20 protein-coding genes are annotated in these 23,568 nt (G+C 62.5%); 10 read left to right on the top strand and 10 right to left on the bottom strand.

The features are described from left to right. Positions 1–19: 19 nt before the first annotated feature. Positions 20–2,236 (bottom strand): TonB-dependent receptor, encoded by a 2,217-nt coding sequence (locus tag HDC35_RS17985; protein WP_184648776.1) that lies wholly within the window; start codon positions 2,234–2,236, stop codon positions 20–22. A gap of 282 nt (positions 2,237–2,518) precedes the next feature. On the opposite strand from HDC35_RS17985, the gene HDC35_RS17980 reads away from it, so the two are divergent. The 7 genes from HDC35_RS17980 to HDC35_RS17950 all read left to right on the top strand — a co-directional run bounded on the left by HDC35_RS17980 (position 2,519) and on the right by HDC35_RS17950 (position 11,421). Beyond that, positions 2,519–3,559: a GlxA family transcriptional regulator gene (locus tag HDC35_RS17980; protein WP_184648775.1), complete on the top strand. Its 1,041-nt coding sequence runs from the start codon at positions 2,519–2,521 to the stop codon at positions 3,557–3,559. Positions 3,560–3,679: 120 nt separating this feature from the next. Next, entirely contained in the window at positions 3,680–4,990 is a 1,311-nt protein-coding gene (gene glyA / locus HDC35_RS17975) for a serine hydroxymethyltransferase (RefSeq protein WP_184648774.1), read from the top strand. 23 nt (positions 4,991–5,013) lie between these two features. After that, positions 5,014–6,267: a sarcosine oxidase subunit beta family protein gene (locus HDC35_RS17970; RefSeq protein ID WP_184648773.1), complete on the top strand. Its 1,254-nt coding sequence runs from the start codon at positions 5,014–5,016 to the stop codon at positions 6,265–6,267. 10 nt (positions 6,268–6,277) lie between these two features. Next, positions 6,278–6,559: a sarcosine oxidase subunit delta gene (locus HDC35_RS17965; RefSeq protein ID WP_184648772.1), complete on the top strand. Its 282-nt coding sequence runs from the start codon at positions 6,278–6,280 to the stop codon at positions 6,557–6,559. Beyond that, complete coding sequence (locus HDC35_RS17960; RefSeq protein ID WP_184648771.1) at positions 6,556–9,534, top strand: sarcosine oxidase subunit alpha family protein; 2,979 nt, start codon at positions 6,556–6,558, stop codon at positions 9,532–9,534. The genes HDC35_RS17965 and HDC35_RS17960 overlap by 4 nt, the downstream gene beginning before the upstream one ends. Beyond that, positions 9,527–10,060, top strand: coding sequence for a sarcosine oxidase subunit gamma (locus tag HDC35_RS17955; protein WP_184648770.1), 534 nt, complete (start codon positions 9,527–9,529; stop codon positions 10,058–10,060). Before HDC35_RS17960 ends, HDC35_RS17955 begins: the two co-directional genes overlap by 8 nt. A gap of 2 nt (positions 10,061–10,062) precedes the next feature. Continuing rightward, complete coding sequence (locus HDC35_RS17950; protein ID WP_184648769.1) at positions 10,063–11,421, top strand: L-serine ammonia-lyase; 1,359 nt, start codon at positions 10,063–10,065, stop codon at positions 11,419–11,421. Positions 11,422–11,442: 21 nt separating this feature from the next. Here the strand turns inward: HDC35_RS17950 and HDC35_RS17945 are convergent, their stop codons facing one another. The 6 genes from HDC35_RS17945 to HDC35_RS17920 all read right to left on the bottom strand — a co-directional run bounded on the left by HDC35_RS17945 (position 11,443) and on the right by HDC35_RS17920 (position 18,614). Continuing rightward, the gene (locus HDC35_RS17945) at positions 11,443–12,186 is read right to left on the bottom strand and encodes a carboxymuconolactone decarboxylase family protein (RefSeq protein ID WP_184648768.1); all 744 of its coding nucleotides are present in this window, start codon (positions 12,184–12,186) and stop codon (positions 11,443–11,445) included. Between the two features lie 10 nt (positions 12,187–12,196). Then, on the bottom strand, positions 12,197–13,246 hold the full coding sequence (locus tag HDC35_RS17940) for a serine hydrolase (RefSeq protein WP_184648767.1): 1,050 nt from the start codon (positions 13,244–13,246) through the stop codon (positions 12,197–12,199). A 10-nt stretch (positions 13,247–13,256) separates the two neighbouring features. After that, entirely contained in the window at positions 13,257–14,618 is a 1,362-nt protein-coding gene (locus tag HDC35_RS17935) for an MFS transporter (protein WP_184648766.1), read from the bottom strand. Positions 14,619–14,709: 91 nt separating this feature from the next. After that, the gene (locus HDC35_RS17930; RefSeq protein ID WP_184648765.1) at positions 14,710–16,812 is read right to left on the bottom strand and encodes a TonB-dependent receptor; all 2,103 of its coding nucleotides are present in this window, start codon (positions 16,810–16,812) and stop codon (positions 14,710–14,712) included. Between the two features lie 368 nt (positions 16,813–17,180). Further along, entirely contained in the window at positions 17,181–17,726 is a 546-nt protein-coding gene (locus tag HDC35_RS17925) for a hypothetical protein (RefSeq protein ID WP_184648764.1), read from the bottom strand. A 105-nt stretch (positions 17,727–17,831) separates the two neighbouring features. Beyond that, entirely contained in the window at positions 17,832–18,614 is a 783-nt protein-coding gene (locus HDC35_RS17920) for a winged helix-turn-helix domain-containing protein (RefSeq protein ID WP_184648763.1), read from the bottom strand. Positions 18,615–18,790: 176 nt separating this feature from the next. On the opposite strand from HDC35_RS17920, the gene HDC35_RS17915 reads away from it, so the two are divergent. The 3 genes from HDC35_RS17915 (at position 18,791) to HDC35_RS17905 (ending at position 21,785) form a co-directional block, all read left to right on the top strand. Then, complete coding sequence (locus HDC35_RS17915) at positions 18,791–20,257, top strand: serine hydrolase (protein ID WP_184648762.1); 1,467 nt, start codon at positions 18,791–18,793, stop codon at positions 20,255–20,257. Between the two features lie 38 nt (positions 20,258–20,295). Beyond that, the gene (locus HDC35_RS17910) at positions 20,296–21,069 is read left to right on the top strand and encodes a hypothetical protein (protein WP_184648761.1); all 774 of its coding nucleotides are present in this window, start codon (positions 20,296–20,298) and stop codon (positions 21,067–21,069) included. 221 nt (positions 21,070–21,290) lie between these two features. Then, a complete protein-coding gene (locus tag HDC35_RS17905) occupies positions 21,291–21,785 on the top strand; it encodes a hypothetical protein (RefSeq protein ID WP_184648760.1) in 495 nt (164 codons plus the stop codon). Positions 21,786–21,870: 85 nt separating this feature from the next. Here HDC35_RS17905 and HDC35_RS17900 read toward each other — a convergent pair whose 3' ends face one another. The 3 genes from HDC35_RS17900 to HDC35_RS17890 all read right to left on the bottom strand — a co-directional run bounded on the left by HDC35_RS17900 (position 21,871) and on the right by HDC35_RS17890 (position 23,530). Next, positions 21,871–22,359 carry a hypothetical protein gene (locus tag HDC35_RS17900; protein ID WP_184648759.1) on the bottom strand — a complete coding sequence of 163 codons (489 nt, stop codon included), beginning with the start codon at positions 22,357–22,359 and terminating at the stop codon, positions 21,871–21,873. A 157-nt stretch (positions 22,360–22,516) separates the two neighbouring features. Further along, positions 22,517–23,194 (bottom strand): alpha/beta fold hydrolase, encoded by a 678-nt coding sequence (locus tag HDC35_RS17895; RefSeq protein ID WP_184648890.1) that lies wholly within the window; start codon positions 23,192–23,194, stop codon positions 22,517–22,519. A gap of 36 nt (positions 23,195–23,230) precedes the next feature. After that, entirely contained in the window at positions 23,231–23,530 is a 300-nt protein-coding gene (locus HDC35_RS17890; RefSeq protein ID WP_184648758.1) for an alpha/beta fold hydrolase, read from the bottom strand. Positions 23,531–23,568: the final 38 nt, after the last annotated feature.

Below are 23,568 nucleotides of genomic sequence, written 5' to 3'. Positions count from 1 at the left end.
ATCGGCCAGCAAGACCGTCCTACCAATCGACGCGGAAGTTGACGCCGATGGTTCGCGGCATCTGCCGGATTTCGACCTGATCAACGAAATAGGTCCGCGCGGCGATCCGACCTCGGCTGTTGGTGAGATTCTGGACGAACAGGCCAAGCTGGTAATTTCCGCTGCGCAGCGTCGCGCGGGCGCCGAGTTCGGAATATTTGCCGTAGCGCAGCGCCGCCGGGTTGTTGTCGTTGCCAAGGTCGCTGAAGCCGCGCCCCGTGTAGGAATAGTCCATGCGCAGCAGCAGCTTCGAGTCCGCGCCGACCGGCACTCCATATTGACCATAAACATAGGCCGTGAACGGCGTCGATCCGGGCAGCTGGTCGCCGACCTTCGCCCCAGGGACGCCAGGCTTCACCGACTTGAGCTTAGCATCGGTATAGGCGAGCGAGGTGCCGAGCTCGAACTGCTCCACGGGCCGCGCCACGACTTGGAGTTCGAGACCCTTCGACGTCGCCGACCCGGCGTTGTCCGTGTAGGGCAAGCCGCTCGGCGCGCGCACCTGGAGCTGGATTTTCTTCCAGTCGATGTAGAAGGCGACGAAATCGACAGTAAGGCGCCGATCGAACATCGCGAACTTGGTTCCGATCTCATAATTCCAGAGTGAATCCGGGTCGTAGGACTGAGGCAGCGGCTGGCCGGTGAACGGATCGATCGGCGCCACCAGATTCGAGTTGCCCGTCCGATAGCCTTTCGCCGCCAGCGCGTAGAGCATGAAATCCTTGCTCGGTTTGAACGAGAGGCTGACTTTCGGCGTCACCGAATTGTTCGAGGACTTGCGGTCGATTACCGCGGGCGGACCGTCGAACAGGGTCGTGCCCGAGATCGCAAAATCCTCGTGAACCTTAATCGAGTAGTTGCTGTAGCGCGCGCCGGCGGTGAGCATCAGGCTCGGGGTGATGTCATAAGAGGCCTCACCGAAGACCGCATAATCCTCGATCTTGGACTGGATTCCAATGTCTTCGAGAAAGTTGGTCCCGAAGACGCCGCCATAAGGTGAAGGCGTCCCCGCTACGCCTTCCTGCGAAATCGTCTCACGCAGCTTGAAATCGTAATTTTCGTAAAAGCCGCCGATCACCCATTTGAAAGGATGGTCCGAATCCGAAGCGAGCCGGACCTCCTGCAGGAAGTTTTTCGTCCGGAACTTGTCGATCAGGGGTGAGACCGTTGTGAGGCCCGTGAGCACATTCGCAAAACCGCTAAGGTCCATCGACGAATAGGCGCGTCGGCTGATGTGGCTCGTGGTGGACGTGAGGGTCGCCCACGGCAGCGAATAATTGGCGTTGAGGCTGAATATCTTCGACGTGTCGTTGTTGTAGGTCCGGACCCGGAACGTCGAGGTGTCGCTCCCGCTGCCGTACGGAACATAGGCCGAATCATAGGGCCGATTGGCCTCTATCCCTGCCGTTGCGACCAGTTCGAAATCGTCCTGCGGCTTCCACAGCGCAACGACCCGTCCGCCGTAGGATTCGCCGTGATTGGCTTCCTTCTTGCCGAGCGAGGCATTGTCGACCCACCCCGGGCTGTAATCATAGTGCCCGACGAGACGCAGCGCGAACTTGTCGGTCACGACGGGCGCGTTGACCATCATGTTCAGACTGCCGCCGATCCCGCCGTGCTTGGTCGAGGTCAAGACTCCTTCGGCCGCGGCCTCGACCTTCGTCGTATCGGGCTTGTTGTTGATGACGCGAACGGCGCCGCTGAGCGCTCCAGCGCCAAACAGGGTGCCCTGCGGCCCTCGCAGAACCTCGACGCGCTCCGCGTCGAACAGCTGAAGGCGCGGGACCGTCCACGGAATGGTAAGGTCGAGAACCGGTACATCGTCATAATAGAGGGCGACCGGCTGCTGCACGTTGCCGAACACGGCGCTCGTCTGGACGCCGCGCACAGCGAGCACAGCCTGGCCCGAGTTGACCTCGGTATAGGCGAAACCGGGAACCAGCCGGGCGACGTCTTTGGCCTGCAAAGCGCCGGCCTCCTGAAGTTGCTCTTGCGAGAGAGCCGAAATGCTGGCGGGGATATCGCGGATCGACTGGGACCGCCGCGTTGCCGTGACGACAATGTCCTGCACGCCGCCGGGTTCCGATGCCCCATCCGGGGGCGATGAATCCTGGGCGGCCGCCCCGGTCGCTATACCGATGGAACCGCCCACGATGATGGCGATGCGAGAAACCTGGCTGTAGGTCTTGGTCATCATGTCCCCTCCTCTTGTCAGTTCAGCCGTATCCCGACACATGCGTGAACTGCGACCGGCGTTGAACGGGATTTTGTTGCAAGGGGCAGTAGACAGATAGAATGTCCACGGCGTATAATTGAACTATTACGACATGAGGTATGCTGCCTGGGGCATCTGCGCCTGTAACGGGAGCGCGATCATTCGCACGGCGGCGATGCCATGGGTTTAGCACGCGAAGATCTCACCGGAAACGTCTGCCCATGTGACGACGCTGTGTTGAACTTTTGAGCCACCAGTCATGACATGGACCGGCTGGCAATCACCGAGGAGAGTGTGATGCCGGATCCGCAGTCCGAGCCGAAGAGGGAACCCAAGCTCAGGATCGGATTCATCCTGGCTCCGCAATTCACACTTGCCGCCTTCGCTAATTTCATCGACGCGATCCGGCTCGCCGCCGACAGTCGCGACCTCAGCCAACAGATCGATTGCCAATGGGCTGTCCTCGGCGAGCCAGGCGAACTGATCGAGTCCAGCTGCGGCCTGCGCGTCCAGCCGTGGGACTTGTTCGAAAGCCCGAAGCGGTTCGACTATGTCGTCGTCGTCGGCGGCCTGCTGCAGAGTCGCACGCGCGTCTCCGCCAACATCAATGCCTTCCTCACCGCAGCGGCCAATGCCCATGTTCCGTTGGTGGGTTTATGTACCGGATCCTTTATCCTTGCGCGCGCCGGTTTGCTGGACGGTTACCAGGTCTGCGTCAGCTGGTTTCATATCGGCGAGTTCAGGGAGGAGTTTCCTTCGCTCAAGGTGGAGTCGAAACATCAGTTTATCGTCGACGGCGACAGGCTGACCTGTGCTGGCGGGATCAGCACCGCGCATCTCGCGGGCCATTTGATCGAAAAGCATGTCGGCCGCGGCCGCGCGCTCAAGAGTTTCCGCATCATGATCGAGGAAGCGTCACTGCCGGCCAGCGCTTGGCAGCCGGAAGAGATCGTGACGCGATCATCACATGACAATCTCGTCAAGAAGGCGATGCTGCAGATCGAGCGGAATATCAGCGATCGCACTCATCTGCCCGCCTTGGCCCGTTCGCTCGGCATCAGTATCCGCCAGCTTCAGCGGCGGTTCGAGAAGGACATCGGCATTGGTGTGCGTGAATATCGGCGCAGCCTGCAACTCGCGCGCGCGAAATGGCTCGTGGAACATACCGACTGGCCAATGACGAAGATCGCACTCGACTGCGGCTTTTCCGACTCCGCCCATTTTTCGCGGACCTTCAAGGAACATTTTCATACGCTCCCCTCAATGAGCCGCAAACTAACCCGGACTCAAGCGCCAATGTCGTAACAATCCAATTGAGTGACGCTTTCTTTCAATCCATTCGCAGCCTTTCCCGGCGATAACTGCTCGTCTCGAGAGAAGCCGAAACCGGGTCGACCGACGGCATGCGAGATGGGAGGATGGACAATGGCGAGCGCGGCACAAATCAGCAGCGGGTCCGGAGCCGGCTTCTTTGGCGGACGCCTTTCCGCCGTCGATCCGGCTGTGCATGCGGCGCTCGAAGCCGAACTGGGCAGGCAGCAGGACAAGCTCGAGCTGATCGCCTCGGAGAATATCGTCTCGACCGCGGTGCTGCAGGCGCAGGGCTCCATTCTCACCAACAAATATGCCGAGGGTTATCCCGGCAAGCGTTATTATGGCGGGTGCGAGCACGTCGACACGACCGAGCAGCTCGCGATCGATCGCGCCTGCGAGCTGTTCGGCGCCAGCTTCGCGAACGTCCAGCCGCACTCGGGCGCGCAGGCGAACATGGCGGTCGCCTTTGCGCTCCTTCAGCCGGGCGAGACGCTAATGGGTATGAGCCTGGCGCATGGCGGACATCTGACACATGGCGCGGCACCGACCCTGTCGGGTAAATGGCTCAACGCCGTGCAATATGGCGTCCGCGAGGATGACCAGCGGATCGACTATGACGCGGTCGCCGAACTGGCACGCGAATATCATCCCAAGCTCATCATAGCGGGCGGTTCGGCCTATCCGCGCCAGATCGACTTCGCACGTTTTCGCGCCATCGCCGACTCGGTCGATGCCAAGCTGATGGTCGACATGGCGCATTTCGCGGGGCTCGTCGCGGGCGGCGCGCACCCCAATCCGCTCGCGCATGCGCATGTGGTGACCTCGACGACCCACAAGACGCTTCGCGGTCCGCGCGGCGGCCTTATTCTCACCAATGACGAGGCGCTGGCGAAGAAGTTCAACTCGGCCATCTTCCCAGGTCTACAGGGCGGTCCCCTCGAACATGTCATCGCCGCGAAAGCGGTGGCTTTCGGAGAAGCGCTGCGGCCCGGCTTCGCCGATTATGCGCGCAACGTTGTCGAAAATGCGAAGGTTTTGGCGGCCGCGCTGGAGCGCGGCGGATCCAACATCGTATCGGGCGGCACCGACACACATGTGGTCCTCGTCGATCTTCGGGCGAAGGGCCTGACCGGCAAACGCGCGGAACAGCTGCTGGGCGACGCGGGGATTACCTGTAACAAAAATGGCATTCCCTTCGATCCGGAAAAGCCATTCGTGACCTCAGGCATCCGGCTCGGTTCTGCGGCTCTCACCACGCGCGGCTTCGGCACGGCAGAGTTTGAAGAGGTCGGACGGCTCATCAGCCTCGTCCTCGATGCGGCCGCAGCCGGCGATGTTCCGGAGGCGTTGAACGGCGCGGTCCGCGCGGGCGTCGCGTCGCTGTGCAGCCGTTTTCCGATCTACGCGACGGCGCGCGGCTGAAGAGCGGCAACGGGGGACCGGCCATGCAAAGATTTTCCGCCTTCTCGCTCTTCCGTCAGGGCCTCGATCGCCAAAAGGGCTGGAAGAACCAGTGGCGCAAGCCCGACCCGAAGCCGGCCTATGACGCGATCGTCGTCGGCGGCGGGGGTCACGGCCTTGGGGCTGCTTATTATCTCGCCAAGGTTCACGGCATCCGCAATGTGGCGGTGCTCGAAAAGGGCTGGATCGGCGGCGGAAATACGGGCCGTAATACGACGATCATCCGGTCGAACTATCTCTTCGACGAGAGTGCGGCGCTTTACGACCATGCCCTTAAGATGTGGGAAGGGCTCAGCCAGGAACTCAACTATAATGTGATGTTCTCGCAGCGCGGCGTGATGATGCTCGCCCACAATATCCACGACATCCAGGTGTTTAAGCGGCACATCCACGCCAACCGGGTCAATGGTGTCGACAATGAATGGCTGACTGCCGAAGAGGCAAAGGATTTCTGCCCGCCGCTCAATATCGACCCGAATGTTCGCTATCCCGTGTTGGGGGCGGCACTCCAGCGCCGCGGCGGCACGGCGCGGCACGACGCCGTCGCCTGGGGCTACGCCCGCGCCGCCGACGCGCTGGGTGTCGATATCATCGAAAACTGCGAAGTGACAGGGATCAGACGTGATGCCGCGGGCGCCGTATCCGGGGTCGAGACGACGCGCGGTTTCATCGCTTCCCAGCGCGTCGGGGTTTCGGCGGCGGGACATAGCAGCGTCGTTCTCGACATGGCGCATGTCCGACTGCCGCTCGAGAGCTATCCGCTGCAGGCTCTCGTCTCCGAGCCGGTGAAGCCGATCTTCCCCTGCGTCGTGATGTCGAACACGATCCACGCCTATATGAGCCAGTCCGACAAGGGCGAGTTGGTCATCGGTGCGGGCACCGACGCCTATACGAGCTATACGCAGCGCGGCGGTCTCCACATCGCGACCGAGACGCTGGCGGCAATCTGCGAGCTCTTCCCGCAATTCCGGCGCATGCGGATGCTCCGTAACTGGGGCGGAATCGTCGACGTCACGCCCGACCGCTCGCCGATCATCGCCAAGACACCGGTGAAGGGCCTCTACGTCAACTGCGGGTGGGGCACCGGCGGGTTCAAGGCGACCCCGGGTGCGGCACATCTGTTCGCGCACACGATGGCGCGCGACGAGCCGCACCCGATCAACGCGCCTTTCACGATTGAGCGCTTCCGTGATGGTTATCTGATCGACGAGGCGGCCGCCGCCGCTGTCGCCCATTGAGGACGATGCGATGCTGATCATCCCCTGCCCCTATTGCGGCGAACGGCCCGAGCTGGAATTCTCCTATGGCGGCCAGGCGCATATCGATCGGCCGCTGGCGCCGAGCGATCTGAGCGACGAGGAGTGGAACAGCTATCTCTACGTCCGCGCCAATCCCAAGGGCCGGCATGCCGAGCGGTGGCGTCATATCCATGGCTGCGCACGCTTTTTCAATGCGGTGCGCGACACGCGAACCGATCATATCCTCGCGACCTACAAGGTCGGCGAGCCTGAACCGGAGATTCCCGCATGACGACCGGACACTTCCGCACGCCGAGCGGCGGCCGGATCGACCGGTCAAGGCCGCTGCGCTTCAGCTTCGACGGCCGGAGTTATTCGGGGTTCGAGGGCGACACAGTCGCCTCGGCGCTGCTCGCCAACGGCGTGCATCTCGTCGGGCGCTCGTTCAAATATCATCGGCCGCGCGGCATCATGGGTGCGGGGCCAGACGAGCCTAACGCCCTCATCGGCGTCCGGCGCGACCAGGGCCGATACACGCCGAACCTGCTCGCGACGCAGACCGAACTCTACGACGGTCTCGACGCGGTCAGCCAGAATCGCCACCCGAGCCTCGAGAAGGACCGCATGGCGGTCAACGACCGGTTCAGCCGCTTCATCCCGGCCGGATTCTATTACAAGACCTTCATGTGGCCGCGCAAGGCATGGGACCGCTTGTTCGAGCCCCGAATCCGTGCCGCGGCGGGGCTCGGCATCGCGCCTTCGGAGTCGGACCCCGACAGCTATGCCCAGCGTTATGCACACTGCGATGTGCTCGTTATCGGCGCCGGTCCAGCGGGTTTGACCGCCGCGATGGAGGCCGCAAAGAGCGGCGCGCAGATAATCCTCTGCGACGACCGCGCGGCGATGGGTGGCTCACTGCTCGCCGCCAATCAGGTGACGATTGATGGCGCGCCCGCCGCACGCTGGCTGGCCGGAATGTTGGATAGCCTGGCCGGCATGGCCAATGTCACGCTGCTGCCGCGGACCTCGGCCTTCGGCTATTATCCGCACAACTGGATCGGCCTTGCCCAAAAGCTGACCGACCATCTGGCCGATGCGGCGCCCGGGCAACCGCGCGAGCGGTTGTGGCAGGTCCGCGCGAAACAGGTTGTAATAGCGGCGGGTGCGATCGAGCGTCCGCTCGTCTTTCCCGATAACGACCGCCCCGGAATCATGCTCGCAGACGCGGCGCGCACCTATCTGCAGCAATATGGCGTTGAGGTCGGCCGAAAGGTCGTGATCGTGGCTGCGCACGACAATGGCTACCGGACAGCGCATGAGCTGAAGGATGCGGGCATCGATATCGCGGCGATTGCCGATATCCGCGGCGACTCGCCCGTCGCCGCGCGCGCGCGGCAAGCGGGCCTCCGCGTTTTGACAAACGCGGCCATCGACGGCACCACGGGCAAGCTTCGCGTCGCGTCGATCACGCTGACATCCGGGGGCAAGCGGGAAACCTTTGCCTGCGACGCGGTGCTGATGGCCGGCGGCTTTACGCCGAGCGTACATCTTTTCTCGCAGTCGCGCGGAAAGCTCATGTGGAACGAGGATCTTCAGGCCTATCTTCCGGACCAGTCGGCCGAGGCCGAACGCTCGGCAGGCGCCTGCCGAGGACATTTCGCGCTCGATGAGGCCCTCGCGGATGGCGCCGAAGCGGGCCGGTCGGCAGCGGAAGCGGCGGGCTATCCTTTCCGGCCCGCGATCATTCCGCTCGCCTGCGCCGTCGCGCATCCAGTCGGCGGCGGCGGCCACATCGGCGCTGCGCCGACCTCCGACCCGTCCAGACCGAAGGCCTTCGTCGACTGGCAGAATGACGTGACGGCCGCCGATATCCTGCTGGCCGCCCGCGAGGGCTTCCTGTCGATAGAGCATGTGAAGCGCTACACGACAACCGGGATGGCAACGGACCAGGGCAAGCTGTCGAATATCAATGCCCTCGGCATTGTCGCCGAGGCGACAGGCCGCACGATCCCCGAAGTTGGCCTCACCACCTTCCGCGCCCCCTACACGCCGATCAGTTTCGGTACGCTTGCGGGACGGGCGCGGCGCGACCTCCTTGATCCGGCGCGGATCACCGCGATCAACGACTGGGCGATCGAGCAGGGCGCGGTGTTCGAAGATGTCGGCAACTGGAAGCGTGCGCATTTCTTTCCAAAGAATGGCGAGGACCTCCACGCCTCCGTAGCGCGTGAATGCCTTGCGGTTCGCGAAAGCGTGGGCATCTTCGACGCATCGACACTCGGAAAGATCGAGATCGTCGGGCCGGACGCCGCCGAATTCATGAACCGCTTTTACGTCAACGCCTGGACGAAGCTGGGCGTCGGGAAATGCCGCTATGGCGTGCTGCTCCGCGAGGACGGTTTCGTCCTCGACGACGGCGTCGTCGGTCGCCTCGCTCCCGATCGCTTCCACGTGACGACCACTACCAGCGGGGCGGCGCGCGTGCTCGGCATGATGGAGGATTATCTCCAGACCGAATGGAGCGACCTCGACGTCTGGCTAACCTCAACCACCGAGCAATGGTCCGTTATCGCGGTCCAAGGTCCGAAAGCGCGCGAAGTGATCGAGCCTCTCGTCCAAGGTCTCGACCTTTCTCCCGATGCATTCCCGCACATGAGCATCGCCGACGCGCGGATATGCGGCGTGCCGATGCGGCTGATGCGCGTCAGCTTCACGGGCGAGCTCGGCTTCGAAGTCAATGTCCCAAGCGGCTATGGCGCGATGGTATGGCAAGCGATCTGGGAGCGCGGCCAGGCACACGACATGGTGGCCTACGGCACCGAAACGATGCACGTTCTGCGCGCCGAAAAGGGCTTTATCATCATCGGGCAGGAAACCGACGGCACGGTGACACCCGACGATGCGGGGCTCGCTTGGGCGATCGGCAAGGCAAAACCCGACTTTGTCGGCAAGCGCTCGCTGGCCCGTCCCGCGATGACTGATCCCGACCGCAAGCAACTTGTCGGCTTGCTGACCCGCGATCCGCGCATCGTGCTCGAGGAGGGCGCGCAGATCGTCGCGCCTGCGGCGGAAGACCGCTCGATCGGCCATGTGACGTCCGCCTATCATAGTTCGGTGCTCGGCAAGTCGATCGCGCTCGCGATGGTCCGCGCCGGCCGCGCGCGGCTCGGCGAGAGGCTTGAGGTTCCCATGCCGGGCGGCAGCATCGCGGTCGACGTCGTCGCGCCCGTTTTCTTCGATCCGAAGGGGGACCGGGTAAATGTTTGAATCGCGTATCGCCTCTCCATTCGCAGGCGAAAGTGACGCGATTGCGTCGCTGGGGCCCATTGGCCGCGCTGTCCTTCGCTGCCGCGAGGCCGACATCGGCAGCATTTCGGACAAGCTCGGGATCGCGCTCCCTCGCGCGGCATGCCGCTCGGAAAGCAACGGCCCGAGTAGCGCGTTGTGGCTTGGCCCGGACGAATGGCTGCTCCTGCACGCGGATTTACAGGATGACTGGGTGTCGCGGCTCGCCGCCCACCTCGAGGGTGAACTTTGCTCACTCGTCGATGTCAGCCACCGCCAGGTCGCGCTGGCAGTCCAAGGCGCGCGCGCCGCAGAGATCCTGGCTTCGGGCTGCGCGCTCGATCTGTCTCCTCGCGCCTTTCCTGTGGGCATGTGCACACGCACAATGTTCGCGCGGGCGGAGGTCGTTCTCTGGCGCACCGGCTCCATGAGCTTTCATCTCGACGTGTGGCGATCCTTCGCCCGCTATGTCGAGGCGTTGCTGCGGGAAGCGGAGAGCGAGAACTAGCCGTGATCGGCCTCGGGGACATTTTTCGCATCGGCATCGGACCGTCTTCGTCGCACACCGTCGGACCGATGAAAGCCGCCGCACAATTCGTCAGGAGCCTCGAAGGTCTGGATTTCGCTCGCGTCCGATGCGAGCTCATGGGTTCGCTGGCCTGGACAGGCGCCGGGCATGCGACCGACAAGGCGGTGATACTGGGCCTTGCGGGCTATCTGCCCGACACGGTCGATCCCGATCTGATGGACGTCGTCTCGCAGCGCGCCGCCTCGAAGAAAAGGCTGCGAGTCGCCGGGCGCGAGATCGGCTTTGACCCGCCAAGTGACATTGTTTTCGACCGCAAGAGCCGCACGCCGGTCCATCCCAACACGATGCACTTCGTGGCACTGGACAAGGGCGGCGACGAATTGCTCGCCGAGCGCTGGTGTTCGATCGGCGGCGGCTTCATTGCCCGCGAGGATCAGGTGGGCACGCCCGCGCCTGCCGAGGAGGTTGAAGTTCCCTTCCCCTTCGCTACCGCAGACGAACTTCTGTCGCTCTGCGAATGCCACGGGCTCAGCATCGCTGAGATCGGGAGTGCGAATGAACGCGCGCGCACGACCAGTGCCGAGCTCGAAGCCTGTCTCGACCGGATCGTCGAAGTCATGATGGACAGCATCGATCGCGGCATGCGCACCGAAGGCGTGCTGCCCGGACGGCTAGGCGTGCAGCGCCGCGCAAAAGGCTTGAGGCGAAAACTCGACGCCGACCGTTTTCGAAACCAGCAGGCGCCGCATGCGATCATGGACCATGTCAGCCTGTTCGCCATCGCAGTGAACGAGGAGAATGCCGCCGGCGGACGGGTTGTTACTGCGCCGACCAATGGAGCGGCGGGAGTCGTCCCTGCGGTCCTGCGGTATTACCGGGATTTCTGGCCCGGCGCGGATCGCGCGGGCATGCATGATTTTCTCCTGACCGCCACGGCGGTCGGGACCTTGACGAAATTGAACGCATCGATCTCGGGTGCCGAGGTCGGATGCCAGGGCGAAGTCGGCACGGCCAGTGCCATGGCGGCGGCGGGTCTTGCGGCGGCGATGGGGGGGACCAACGCCCAGGCGGAGAATGCGGCCGAGATCGCCATGGAGCATCATCTTGGAATGACCTGCGATCCTATCGCGGGCCTCGTTCAGGTCCCTTGCATCGAACGCAATGCCTTCGGCGCAATCAAGGCTATCAATGCGGCCTCGCTGGCGCTGCGAGGCGATGGAACCCATGTCGTCTCGCTCGACCAGGTCATCGAGACGATGATGCGCACGGGACGCGACATGCATAGCAAATATAAGGAGACCTCGCAGGGCGGCCTCGCCGTCAGCTTTCCGGAATGCTGACGCTGTTTGAAATTCTGAAGGTCAGCCCTTCCCGGCGGCGGCGATAACCGCCGGGATACCATCGACACAGGCGTGCATTCCCAGCAGACCGACGAGTTGGAAAACCTCCAATATTTCCGCCGGGCTAGCTCCCGCGTCCAGCGCGTGGCGCGTCTCGGTTCGCATCGCTTCGCGGTTGAGATGTGTCGGCGACGCAGCGAGCGCGAGACGGACAAGCGTGCGCTCGCGCGGCGTGAGCCCCGCATCGGCCTCGGCGATCTCGGCAAGATCGATCAGCGCGCGCGCGTAGCCGGGTGCCAGGAGTGCAACATGCGATAGCCAATCGGGACGATCGCCGAAGATCGATGCATAACGATCGAGGAGGGCTGTAGCGATTTCCCCGTCGCCCTCGAAGTCGCGCCCTGCCTCCTCGGCAAGGATGGCGACGCCTGCGACAACGCTATCGAGGCCCTGCACGGCGGAGATGAGCAACACTTCGATGAGGTCGGCAGCCGAGCAGTTCGCTGCGAGCGCCTTGCGGATATGGATTTCAAGACCCCGGGTATAGAGGTGAGTTGTTGAGGCATCGACAGCGACGAAGATGAGTTCTCGTATCCGCTCGCCGAGTGGACCTTCCTCCTGAATTGTATCGGCATAGGCAAGATGCGCTCGCAGCCAACGTGGATTGTGCCGCAACAGGCCGTCGTTGAACTCGACCCAATATCCGCGCGAGCGGATATAGGCTTCCTTGAAGCGCTCTTCATCGGGCGACAGCGTGATACTCAATTGGGATTCCTCAACAATATGTGCGTAATTCGTTCATGAAGCCAATGTCGAAAGCTTCGTCGCGATAGGCCGCGAGTTGCTCCGGAAAGGCGCCGATAAGGTTCGTCAGCACGACGATCGCCTGACCATCGGGATAGAGGGCAATTTGTGCCTTGCAGCCTCCCGCCGGCGCTGGCACCCGGTGACCTTCGACCTGGGCGACAGGCCAGCCGATGCCCCAGTTTTCCCATTGTCCGCTCGAGCGCATTCCAGGTCGCCACAGGGTCTCAAGGCTCGATTGCTCGCGCAGGAGCGTCCCGGCCTGAAGGGCGATCAGCCAGCGTGCCAGATCTTGGGCGGTGCTATGCAGACCGGACACCGGATGCAGGACGGGCGGCCAGTTCATATGGCTCTTGTAAAGGGCCTCGGCGGACGTGCCGTCGGGGCGCACGATCGAATAGCTGTCGGCGCGGCGCGAAATCAGGTCGCGGTCGTCCGAAAAGCGCGTCTCAGTCATCCCGGCGACGGCGAACTGCCTCGTCCGGATAAAGTCGGTGTAGTCCATTCCGGATAGGCTCTCGATGACCTTGCCAAGCAATGCATAATTGGTCCGCGTAAAGGCATAATCCGTTCCGGGCTCAAACTCGATCGGCAAGGCGAAGGCCGCGCCCCATGCCGCCTCCTCGTCGACGCCGATAAGCCCGATCGAGTTGCCGGAACCGTAGGAAACGATTTCGGGTAGCCCCGAAGACAAGGTCGCGAGCTGCCGGGACGTCACCCGCCCCCATGCTTCCGGCAGACCCTCCACATAGGTCGAGATGGCCGCGTCAATATTCAGCGCATTTGCCTCGACGAGCTGAAGGAGCGATATGCCGGTGAAGGCTTGGGCAATCGAGTTGATCGAGAAGACCGAAGCATTGGTCACGGGAACGTCATGCTCGATATTGGCGACGCCCAGGGCTTCGAGGCGCACCATGGCACCATTTCGAACAATCGCAGCTTGTAAACCTGGAATTCGGCGCTGCTCCATCAGCTCGAAGAGATGTGATCTCAGGTCCCGCGATGCCGCTGCGACCGCCATCGCTGCGCCCTCAGGAGAGCGACTGGGCATGTTCAGCCTTGATCGATGCCTCGATGTGATTGGCTGCGCGCAGCATGAAGATGCCGCCGATGATCATGACGCCGAACAGCATCAGGAGCGATGTACGGAGTCCTTCGGCCGCGCCCATCGTCGGCGCGAGGAAATCGCTGATCAGCCCGGTGACGAATGGTCCGAGGCCCAGGCCGACGAGATTTGCGAACAGCAGGACGATTGCCACGGCCGTGGCCCGCCGGTTCGGGCCGCAAACCAGATAAAGCGACGCGAACATCGGCGCCGACATCATGTTCAGGGCGACCATTGCGAGCGCGAGGGGTATCTCCATTTCCGCCATCGAGGATCGCGACAGCGCAAAAATGAAAAGTGGGACGGTCGCCATCATTGCGCATGCGGCCGTGCGCGGGAGGTTCGCGAGATTTTTGCGGGCGAGCCGGTTTGCAATCAGGCCGCCCGAGATATTCCCGACGATCGCGGACATCATCGTGATCGTTCCGAAAGTAGCGCCAGCGACCTGCACATTGACGTCGAAGAGGCGCATCATCGCGGAAACGATGAAAACCAGCGCGCCGTAGGACATGAAGAAATAGATGACGATGGCATAAAGGATGTTGCGGTAAGCGGGGACCTTGAAAAGCCCAATCGCCGCAGCGCGAAATGGTTCGGTGACGACTTTCGCCCGGAAGGCCTTACGCGGCTCCTTGAGCACCGAGAGGCTGATCGGTCCGAGGATGATCCCGACCACCCCGACGAGGAGGAACGCGCTGCGCCAACCGTAATGCTCGGCGACATAGCCGCCGAGAATGAGGCCGCCGCCATAGCCGATCGCGGACGAGGTCATGAAGACGGCCATTGCTCCCGCCCGCTTTGCCGGAGCGAAATAGTCTGCGATCAGGCTCTGCGCTGCCGGAAAGGCACCAGCCTCCCCCGCCCCGACGCCGATGCGCGCCGCGACGAGCTGCCAGAAGGACTGGGCGAGACCGCACAGCGCCGTCATCACGCTCCAGGCGACCAGCGAGTAGGAGAGGATGTGGACGCGATTGCCCCGGTCGGCCATGCGCGCCAGCGGCAACCCTAGCGTTGCGTAGAAGAATGCGAACACGATGCCGCTCAAAAGCCCGAGTTCCGTGTCGCTCAGCGCGAACTCGATCTTGATTTGGGGTAACAGCACACCGAGAATATTCCGGTCGATATTATAGGATGCGCCGACCAGGAACAGGACCAGGAGGAATGCGAGCTGCTGACGGCCCGAATAAAGAAGCCAGGGTGATTGGGAAGCGTCGTCACCCTGCAGCGCGGGATTTTCGGCTCCCGCAACATGATTTCCGGGCAACTTGACAATTTGCTGTGCAGCCACAATGCGTCCTCTCGCCCTCGAGATTGGTGATCAGTCCGGTTGCCGGGCAGGAGGCGCCTGCCCGGCAGGGAGATCGGCGCCCGTCGCCGTGTCAGAAGGTTCTCGAAAGCGATGCGCCGATGCTGCGCGGCTGAATATAGGTGAAAGCGCTGGGCGGGAAGCTCCCCGCTCCGCCGCCCAGCAGGCCGTGGGTATCGCCGATATTCCGGGCATAGACGTTGAAGGCCCACGGCCCATATTCGAGGCCGGCCCGCAGATCGATCTTGTTGAAGGCGGGATAGACCGAACGGTTTGGATTTCCGATGAAGGTACCGAAGCGCTTGCCGGTATGGCCGAAGGTAATGCCGACCGATCCCGTGAGATCTCCCGAAATCTCGAATTTCTGGTCGGCGGAAATATTGGCGGTGAACTTGGTGCTGAACGGCAGCCTCGCACCGGCAGGCGCAAAGGTCGCCGCATTGACGACCCCTTCGGTGACAACGGCGTGGTTGAAGCTCAGCCAGCCCGCAACGGTCAGGCCTCCGCCGGGCCGAAGAGTTGAGGACAGCTCGAAACCCTGGCTCTTCGCACGCGCCGCATTTGCGGTGTAGGCAATGCCGTTGTTCACGCTCACCAAGGTGATCTGGATGTCCTTCCAGTCGATGTGATAGAGGGATGCATCGAATGACAGCATGTTCGACAGCAGCGCCCCCTTGATGCCGATTTCATAATTTGTCGTCGTGTCGGCATCGGCCGCCCGCGGGACCGTGAGGTCGGGATTGAAGGAGTTTGACCGGCCGGGCCGGTACCCCGTCGCGACACGGCCGTAGATCATGAGATCGCGGTTCACCTTGAACTGCGGGGTGACCAGATAAGTGAAGACATTGGCCTTCTGTGTGATCGCAGGCAGCACGACAGGAGCGGCAAGGAGGCGGCCTTCCTGTCGGACGGAATCGAACGTCGCGTCCAGCCAGCTGTAACGCGCACCGAACTGGATGCTAAAGCGATCGAAAAGGTGCAGCGTGGGATCAGCGAATACCGCAAATTCCTTTTGCTTGAACGGGATGTCGAAATTCAGGATGTCGCCGAGAATGGCGCCGGTGGTGACGTTGGCGGCCGCGATCGATTGAAAGATCGGTGTATCTTCGTTGGAATAGAATGCGCCGACCAGCCAGTCCAGCGCCTCGCCGGTCTTGAATGTCGCGCGCACCTCTTGGGTGAAGCGGTCGACGCCGGCATTGAAACGCGACGAGGCGCCGGGCGTGCCGAACAAGAGCTGCGCGCGGGCGCCCCAGGGCGCGTTGTTGGTGTAATCCTGGACGCTGAAAACCTTGTAATGGCTATAGCCGGACACTGACGTGACATCGACCGCCCCAAACCCCGCGTTGATAATCGCGCTGTACGACTGGATCGTCTTTCCCGACTGCCCCGTGTTGGCGATATAGTTCTGCTGATAGTCGGTGAGCCCGAAGCCGTGAATCTCTTCGGACGAACCATCGGCCCGGCTGCGTTGATAAAGTGCGTTCAGTTTGACGGAGATATTGTCGGTTGCGTTCCACAGCGCCGAGAAGCGCGCACCTGTCGCCCGGAGCGAATTGACGTCTTCCCGCCCGGTGGTGGGATTGTCGATATAGCCGGGGTCTTCGCGGTTGAATGCGCTGATCCGCACCGCCAAGGTTGAGGATAGCGGCAGATTAAGCGAGCCCTTGACGCTGTAGCCCAGCTTGTCGCCGTGACTGATGGTATTGACACCGGCTTCCGCGCGCGCGCTGACGTCGGATGTTGACGGGTCCAGCGTGACGAACTTGACCAGTCCGCCGATGCTGCTTGCGCCGTAAAGGGTGCCCTGCGGCCCGCGCAGCACTTCGATCCTTGCGAGATCCGAGGGATCGACCTCGGGCGAAAAATCATATGTCACGGCGCCAAACGGGACTTCGTCGATCATGATGCCGACCGTCGGGTTCGCATAGGCACCCGATGACACGCCGCGGATGGCGAGCGACTGCTGGTTGCCGCCGCCCGGTGAAGGGGAAACCTGAAAGCTCGGAACGGTGTCGAAATAGTCGCGCAGCCGCGTCTGGTTGGCAGTCGCCAGCGTCGTGGCACTGAGCACCGAAACGGCAGCCGGCACGTCCTGGAGACGTTCCTCGCGTTTCTGGGCGGTGACTACGATGTCACCCTCTGCGATCACCTCGGCGGGCGCGGTCTGGGCCAAGACTGAAGTTGACCACCCGCCTGCGACGACACACGAAGAGAGAAGATACGTAAGTGCCGTGCGGCGCCGAATCGCGAGTTTCATTATCCATCCCCTTATTGACCACGCCCCACAGGTTTACCGATGGTGGCATGCGTGAGACTGGACGCTCGCTTCAGCCCGAGATTGATAAAAGGTGACATTGTCTTGTAGATTGACGACTCGCTGCCACTGCCGATATGATCCCGCTGCGAGTTTGACGGAGCGTTATGGCCGCTAGCGGACCGGCAGCTTCCAGGTTCCAATTAAAGATAGCGGACATATCACAGCGGTCCGCTCCCAAGCGCGCCGCTACGCGGAGGTGTCATGGGCCATAGCGCCCGGAAGCATCATTCTTGCCCCGCGATGCATGAGGCCAGCCATTGTTTGTCTTCGACCGAGAAATTGTCGATGAAACCTGCATCGCTCGAACGGTTCAAGCCCGCGCGTTCGCGGGCGATTCCGCATCCGACCTCCCCAGTGTTGTTGCTGACCAGCCTGCCGTTGCACAGCGCGAGCGAGGCTTCGGACTTGGTCCAGCCAATTGCTTCACCCGACACGTCGGAATCTCCAGGGCATTTCGAAGTATCCGCGCTTCCACCCTCGCCGCACACTTTCTCCAGCTTGGCTCGATCGCCCGTGGCCGTCGCAACAAAGCGGTCACGATATTGATAATTGGACGAGCTTTCTTCCGAGACTCCACAGACCCGCGTACCCCGTTGTTCCACGTAAATCAGTTCGCAAACCGCGACGCCAGTATCGTCATCGCACCTGGACCAGCCGCCGTTGAAGGCGCCCCGATCTACGGTTGCGCCATGTAGGGAACTCGCCGGAAGCGACGGCGATGCGGGCAAAAGCGCGAGCGCAAAGAGCGAGAGAACCGCGAGTGGTTTCAAGCCGGAATCCTTTTTCTTGATGGGGAGCGATAGCTCCGGCGTCATGGCATTTATGATCTGGTTTTCGCTGCGGTCGAAGACAAGACAAGGCGAACTCGTCCGAATTCAAATTCGTGCCTTTGTCCGCAGTGCTTCCGCCAGCCCGCGCGCCATGCGCTGGGCCAGCGAACGCTGCAACGGAACATAGTCGTCGGTGTCGGTGGCGTCGGCATATTCGCCCGTCCACAGCAGCCGGCCGTCCTCTTCGCGCACCAGAGTGACCGTCACCACCGTGCGGGTTGGCGTCTGCCGGACGCTGGTCTTGGCGCGCAGATCGGCTTTGGCGTCTGCGGCGACCACGGAATAATGCTCCGGAACACGGTGACTGACCTCGGCGAGGAAGCTCTCGCGCAAGCCGGCATTGAATTTCGGAAACAGCGTATATTCGCAAAGGCCGTTTGCAGCGCCGATCGCCAGACGCTGATGCGAGGGGAAGAATGCGCCCTGCGTCAGCACCCCTCCGCCGATCAACAGAAGGGCGAGCGCCCCTACGCCCAGCATCACACCGCGGCGCGAGTGCGTGGCCTCTCTGCCGGCCTCAGGAACGAGATTACCGATAAAGCGATACCCGGAGCGCGGCCGCGTCTGGATGAAGCGCGGCGTCTCGCTGTCGTCATCGAGAAGCGTCCTGATCCGGCGGATGCAGGTATTCAGGGCGGCGTCGCCGCCCGTTCCGGCGCGAGCCCAGAAGCGGTCGAGCAATTCCTGCCGCGTTACCGTCCTGTCGGCATGGGCGATGAGATAGGCCAGCACTTCTACAGCCTGTGGCGGCGCCTCGAGCCGATGTCCGTCACGGAATATGTGCAAGGCAGCCGGATCCAGCCGGAATGCATCAAAGACAATCATCATCGGCTTTCGTCGAACCAGTCACGTGGCTTCATCTGCCCTGCCGGGGCCGATGGACACAAGCGGGAATGCAAGATGTCAGCCCGCGTCACAAGATGTCATTGGTTTCCGGATGCCAGCCGCAATAGTCGAGACCCCACGAAAACGGCCCTGCCCGGCCGTCTGCGGGAAACAATGCTTTGCAAGACAGCCATCACAACTTCGGCCGGCGGCAGATGATCGGCCTTACGCTTGCGGGCCTCGCTACATCGCCGCTCGCGACGGTCAGTGCAAAGGCGTCGCCGGGGATTTTCGGGGAACTGGATGCACTTCTCGACACAACGGCCTCCAGCTATGGCACCATCGGCCACTCGGTGGCAGTGTTCCGGCGAGGCACGCCTGTCTATGTCCGTCATGCGGGGCTGGCGGATCGCGATTCCGGGAGTCCGATCACCGAACGGTCGGTCTACCCCATCTTCTCGATCTCGAAACTCTTCCTCGTCGTCGAACTGCTGAAGCTGGTTCAGCGGGGCGACCTCGATCTCACTATTCCCATCGAAGATATCCGGCCGGACCTGCCGGAGACGTGGAGGGGAATAACGCTGGCGCAGGCGATCGCGCATGTATCCGGCCTGCCCGACTATATGCCCGATTGGGTTGCACCGACCGAAGACGCAGCCTTCGAGAGCCTCTACGACAAGCCGCTTCGCTTTCCGCGAGGAACCCGTAACGACTATAACCAGACCAACTTCCTGCTCGCCCGCGCGGCTTTGCAGCAGCTGACCGGCAAGTCGCTCACCGACCTCGTCGGGACGCAGTTCCGCGCGGCGCGCATGATCCAAACCGGTTATCATAGCGAATATCCGCTCGGGTCCGTCTCGTTGCCGAATCTGGTGACAAACTATCAACCGGTTCCCGGGCGCGCGGGAGCGCCGACGCCGTTCGCGCTCCCCTCCCGGCCGACCTACACCTTCGGTTCGGCCGGCGTCTTTTCGACGCTAAATGACATGATCCTGTGGAGCAGAGCCTTGCTCGGCGGCGCGCTGTTGCCGCCTGCGACCCTCCATAGCTCATGGACGCCCTTTCCCACGTCCACCGGCGCCCCGGCCTGGCATACGCACGGCTGGGAATATTATAGCCACGACGATGTTACGATCGTCGGCCATGGCGGCGGCGTTCGCCTGGTCTGGAGGCATTTTTTCCGGACCACCGACCCCGGAGATTCGGCCACCGTGATCTACCTGGACAATGGCGGACGATCGCATTTCGACCGCCACCGCGTCGCGGCACTACTTGCCGATCGGGTCATGCCCGGGGCCGCGCGCCGCGCCGAAATCGAGGAAGAACGTCTGTTCCGAGGCCTTGCTTCGAACCAGTGGGATGCCGCAGTCCAACGCCTTCAACGGGTTGCTCCCGCCGATACCGAGGCGATCGTGAACCGTGTCGGCTATGATGCCCTCAACATATGGGACGCCGAAGCCGCGGTTGCACCGCTCGCCTGGAACGCCCGGCGCTTCCCCAACTCGGCCAACGCGCATGACAGCCTCGGCGAGGCCTATCGCTCCGCTGGCCGGCTGACGGCCGCGCGTGACAGCTATGCGCGTGCTCTGACGCTGGCTCCCGGGGATGCGCGCATCCGGAAAATCCTGACCGAGCTGCCGCAATGACATTCGCAGCCAAGAGTAACATCGCATGGGAGCGTTATATGATGAAACCGGGTGTTCGCGTTGTTCTGGCAGCAGCGATGCTCTCGAGTGAATTTTCTCAGGCCATTCGCGCTGAACCCACGATCATAGAGGCGCGAACGATCGCTCGCGGAGCCAAGTTCCTCGGCGGGTTTCAGGCTCCCGTTCGCATCACGCTCACCGATGCCGACACCGGGGAAGTCCTTGCACGCGGCCAGACGCAGGGAACGACGGGCGACACGCAACGCATCATGGGCCGGGGAGCCGCAGGCGAGCAACGGATGGCGACCGAGGACTCGGCCGTCTTTCGCGCGATCCTCGATCTGGACCGTCCGCGACGCATCACCATCAGCGCAAGCGGCCCGCTCAGCCAGCCGCAGGCCGCGACGACCGTAACCAGTACCCAATGGATTCTGCCGGGCCGAGACCTGACAGCAGGGGACGGATGGCTGCTCGAGATGCCGGGTCTCATCGTCGATGTGGCAGCGCCAACGGCCTACCAACAGGTGAAGGCCGGTACATCGATCGGGCTGCGCGCCGGCGTGACCATGTTGTGCGGCTGCCCGATCTCGCAGGAAGGTCCGTGGCGCGCGGCGGATACCGAAGTCGAAGCCTATGTGACGCGGGACGGGGCGGCCCCGCAGCGGATCAGCCTGACTTTCGATCCGGAAGCGTCGGAGTTCGTGGCCGGCATCTCCGATCTTCGACCCGGATTGTACGAGGTCGAGTTTCGAGCTTGGGTACAGTCAAGCAACAACACTGGCGTGGCCCGTACGGCCTTTTTTGTCCGCTGAGCGAGCCCCGCATGTCGAGCACCGAAGCGCTGTGGAGTCGGTCACTGGAACCCGCCCCGTCCGAATAAACTTCCCTCTTGGGAACACGACGGTTGGAGGCCGGAGGCCTCGACTCTTCGAACTTTGTGATCGCAAGCATAGATTGGCTTTATTCGGAATCTAGTAACGCGAATAATTGCAGGTCATCGCACCGTGCAATCTCTGCCATTTGAGGAGTTCCCATGTTTTCCCTATATCCGATAGCACTGTCCCTTGCCTTGGCCACGGCAGCCACGGGCGGCTCGACATTCTGCAATCCCTCGGAGACACCTGTTTTCTCGTGCGAGCTTGGCCGGAAGCAGGTCTCGGTTTGCGCGGGTGATCGTCTTCTGACCTATCGCTACGGGACGCCGGGCAAGGCGCCCGAAATGCAGATCAGCAGCGATGGTAAAGACGGACGTGTTCACAGCGATGCCGTCGTCGGCGGTGGCGGCGGTCAGCAGACCAGCCTGCGCTTCACCAACGGAAACACGCATTACATCATATTCAGCGGCTATGCGGGCAGCCTCACCGACAGTCCGGGCAAGCAATGGTCGGGTCTCGACGTGCTCGATGGCACCGCCTCGACGAGCAATAGACAGTGCAGCGGTAAAATGCTGATCCCGCTTACGTCTTCGGCTATTCCGTCATTCGTTCCGGCGGACGAGGAAAATGGGCCGTTCAGCGGCTGGCGTTGAGCCTGATCGAACTTCAGCAAGCTTCGCTGTGCCGACGACACCGCGGTGCCATCATCGTCGTTCCATGATCGTATACGGCGCGGGTTCAGTCGACACCGGTTTTTCCGGTTGGTGCCGGCTGATCACTCGCCGCCTTGTCCGCATCTATCGGTATATAGCTTTCGAGCGTAGAGCCTTGAGACGTGTTGATCGTGAGCGTCCGCCCGCGGCATTCATAATCATGCTCCTCCCAGCTCGCCCGATCTTCGATTGTCCCGAATTCAGGGAGCGGCTTTCCGTTCGAATACCATATTCGCGCACCATAGCGCGCTCTGGTTTTGCTGGAGCGCTCGACTCCATCGGTCCTGAGTTCGACCGTCACTGCACGGCGATTGCCTTCGGCATCTGTGGTGAGCGGAGCTTCGCTTTTGCGGTCCTGTGCGGCCCTGTCCTCTAGAAAAGCATGGCAGGCCTCGAAGCTCGCCATTTTCTGTTGTTGCTCAGGCATGGCGACGCTGCCGCTCGCTCCAGCCATCGAAGTGTTGCACAGCAGCATGGCCGCGAGGCTGCCGGTCAGGATATGAATTCGAGACATTATATTTCTCCTTCTCCGGCCCCCTTCGATCGGGATCACCGCAGACCGCATATTCGGGAAATCCGATCAAAGAGCGGATATATCGACCGGATGGGACCTCGATGGACCTCGCACCGCCCGTGAATGTGGCATTCGTGTCCCTTCCTGGGGAGTAGGGTTACTTCTGCGGCGCTCTCACCTTGGCGACGACCTCGGTAATCGCCGCGACGACAGCGTCGGGCCGTTCCAACTGCACCACATGGCTCGAATCGGGCAATGTGCGGTGCGAGCTATCACTCGACCAGGCTGCTTGTTCGGCCTGCATCTCCGCCCACGCCCTTTCGTGGCGCTCAAATTGCTCCTTGCTCATGCCCGCGCGGGCTCGCTGCGCCGGACTGTAATCCTGCCACTGCTTTCCGTGCGACAGCACCGCCAGCGGACGGCGCCCCAAGTCCCGGAAGGGGCTGGCCTCCTGAAAAGTCATTGGCATCGCTGATGCTTCATCAAGTGCAGCGCTCAGCGATGGCGCTTGGTAAACCGCGACTTCAGCTGCCACGCGGGCGGGCAACTCGGGCAATTCCGGAACCGGCAGCAGAAAACGGGGAAGGCCGGTCCATGCGAGGTTCGCTAGCGCCCGAAAAACCAGCGGAGCAGGATCGTCTTCGACGCCCGACGCTTTCTCAAGTCGCGCGATCTGGTCGGGATGGGCGCCATCGACCAGCACGACGCCTGCGACGTCTTCCGGGTAGTGCCCGGTGTAGAGCATCACGAGCGGGCCGCCGAGCGAAGCGCCCACAAGGACATATGGGCCGGGTTCCTTCGCTACCTCCAGCGCCTTGTGCAGATCGGCAACGATGGCCTCGCCGTCGCGCGGAAGCGGGCCGGGATCGCTTCACATGAGACCGGCACGGTCATAGCTGCAAACGCGCGTCCGCTGCGAAACGGCCTGCGCCACGGGGTACCAGAGCGCCGATCCGCTCGTGTCCGCGCCGGCCTCCAGGATCACGATCGGCGATCCGCTCCCTTCGCAGTCGATATGAATGCGCCGGCCACCAATGTCGACGAGTCGGCCGGGCGGCGGAAATTCCCTCGCGGCGTTCTGGCGCGCAATCCATTCGTAACTGACACCGGAGCCAACGAGGACGGCCGCCGCCACGGCCACTCCGATGCCGATCCGGCGGCGAGCGCTCATACTTGCAAATCCGGGCATCTTTAATCTCAGGGGAACGA

The sequence above is a fragment of the Sphingopyxis sp. JAI128 genome, assembly GCF_014207235.1.
In the GTDB taxonomy this organism is placed as follows: Bacteria; Pseudomonadota; Alphaproteobacteria; order Sphingomonadales; family Sphingomonadaceae; genus Sphingopyxis.
The sequence above is the reverse complement of the archived record's forward strand: the minus strand, read 5'-3'. Positions and strand labels throughout refer to the sequence as shown.

What these genes read in the sequence shown, in the direction of transcription:
- HDC35_RS17985 (WP_184648776.1), bottom strand. Translation starts at nt 2,236, where the DNA reads ATGATGACCAAGACCTACAGCCAGGTTTCTCGCATCGCCATCATCGTG.
- HDC35_RS17980 (WP_184648775.1), top strand. Translation starts at nt 2,519, where the DNA reads ATGGACCGGCTGGCAATCACCGAGGAGAGTGTGATGCCGGATCCGCAG.
- glyA (WP_184648774.1), top strand. Translation starts at nt 3,680, where the DNA reads ATGGCGAGCGCGGCACAAATCAGCAGCGGGTCCGGAGCCGGCTTCTTT.
- HDC35_RS17970 (WP_184648773.1), top strand. Translation starts at nt 5,014, where the DNA reads ATGCAAAGATTTTCCGCCTTCTCGCTCTTCCGTCAGGGCCTCGATCGC.
- HDC35_RS17965 (WP_184648772.1), top strand. Translation starts at nt 6,278, where the DNA reads ATGCTGATCATCCCCTGCCCCTATTGCGGCGAACGGCCCGAGCTGGAA.
- HDC35_RS17960 (WP_184648771.1), top strand. Translation starts at nt 6,556, where the DNA reads ATGACGACCGGACACTTCCGCACGCCGAGCGGCGGCCGGATCGACCGG.
- HDC35_RS17955 (WP_184648770.1), top strand. Translation starts at nt 9,527, where the DNA reads ATGTTTGAATCGCGTATCGCCTCTCCATTCGCAGGCGAAAGTGACGCG.
- HDC35_RS17940 (WP_184648767.1), bottom strand. Translation starts at nt 13,246, where the DNA reads ATGGCGGTCGCAGCGGCATCGCGGGACCTGAGATCACATCTCTTCGAG.
- HDC35_RS17920 (WP_184648763.1), bottom strand. Translation starts at nt 18,614, where the DNA reads ATGATGATTGTCTTTGATGCATTCCGGCTGGATCCGGCTGCCTTGCAC.
- HDC35_RS17910 (WP_184648761.1), top strand. Translation starts at nt 20,296, where the DNA reads ATGATGAAACCGGGTGTTCGCGTTGTTCTGGCAGCAGCGATGCTCTCG.
- HDC35_RS17905 (WP_184648760.1), top strand. Translation starts at nt 21,291, where the DNA reads ATGTTTTCCCTATATCCGATAGCACTGTCCCTTGCCTTGGCCACGGCA.
- HDC35_RS17900 (WP_184648759.1), bottom strand. Translation starts at nt 22,359, where the DNA reads ATGTCTCGAATTCATATCCTGACCGGCAGCCTCGCGGCCATGCTGCTG.
- HDC35_RS17890 (WP_184648758.1), bottom strand. Translation starts at nt 23,530, where the DNA reads ATGAGCGCTCGCCGCCGGATCGGCATCGGAGTGGCCGTGGCGGCGGCC.